This is a genomic window from Oleiphilus sp. HI0043, assembly GCF_001634935.1.
Genome location: NZ_LWEY01001426.1, coordinates 1 through 929 on the forward strand (window position 1 = coordinate 1; position 929 = coordinate 929).

The 929-nt window shown below is 42.9% G+C and carries 1 protein-coding gene; it reads right to left on the reverse strand.

The features are described 5' to 3' along the window. Window positions 1-799 (reverse strand): chaperonin GroEL (gene groEL, locus A3729_RS20070; protein ID WP_156498039.1); only part of this gene is annotated, 799 nt, incomplete at its 3' end. Window positions 800-929 lie beyond the last annotated feature (130 nt).

A 929-nucleotide genomic window follows, 5' to 3' on the forward strand; every position in this document is an offset into this window, starting at 1 on the left:
TGTTGTTTACAACTAGAGTCGCTAGCGCTTCGCCTTCGATATCTTCAGCAATGATCAATAATGGCTTGCTTGCTTTAGCAACACTTTCCAGTACAGGAAGTAGCTCACGAATGTTAGAAACCTTCTTATCAACCAATAATATAAATGGGCTCTCAAGCTCTGCACTCATATTGTCCTGATTGTTGATAAAGTAAGGTGATAAGTAACCACGATCGAACTGCATACCTTCAACAACGGCTAGCTCATCTTCGAAGCCACTACCTTCTTCAACAGTGATAACACCTTCTTTACCTACTTTTTCCATCGCTTCAGCAATGATGCTACCAACAGAGCTATCGCTGTTTGCTGAGATTGTGCCTACTTGAGCAATCGCTTTAGTATCTTCACATGGACGAGCAAAGCCTTTAACCGCTTGAACTGCAACTTGCACACCTTTGTCGATGCCACGTTTCAGGTCCATTGGGTTCATACCCGCAGCAACAGCCTTCAAACCTTCGTTAACGATAGACTGAGCCAAAACTGTTGCAGTCGTTGTTCCATCACCCGCAGCATCATTAGTTTGTGATGCAACTTCTTTTACCATCTGCGCACCCATGTTTTCGAACTTGTCTTTAAGCTCGATTTCTTTCGCAACAGACACACCATCTTTAGTCACCGTCGGTGCACCAAAAGATTTGTCTAATACAACGTTACGACCTTTAGGGCCCAAAGTTACCTTTACTGCATCTGCTAGAATGTTTACACCGGCCAACATGCCTTGACGAGCCGAATCACCAAATTTAACGTCTTTAGCGCTCATATACTTTTCCTACTTAAACTGTTTGCCTATTTAGTTAGGCACTTTTAAAATAATTCTCTGAACCGGCTAACCGGTACTAAGCTTCTATCACGCCGTAAAGGTCGCTTTCACTCATAATCAATAGCTCTTC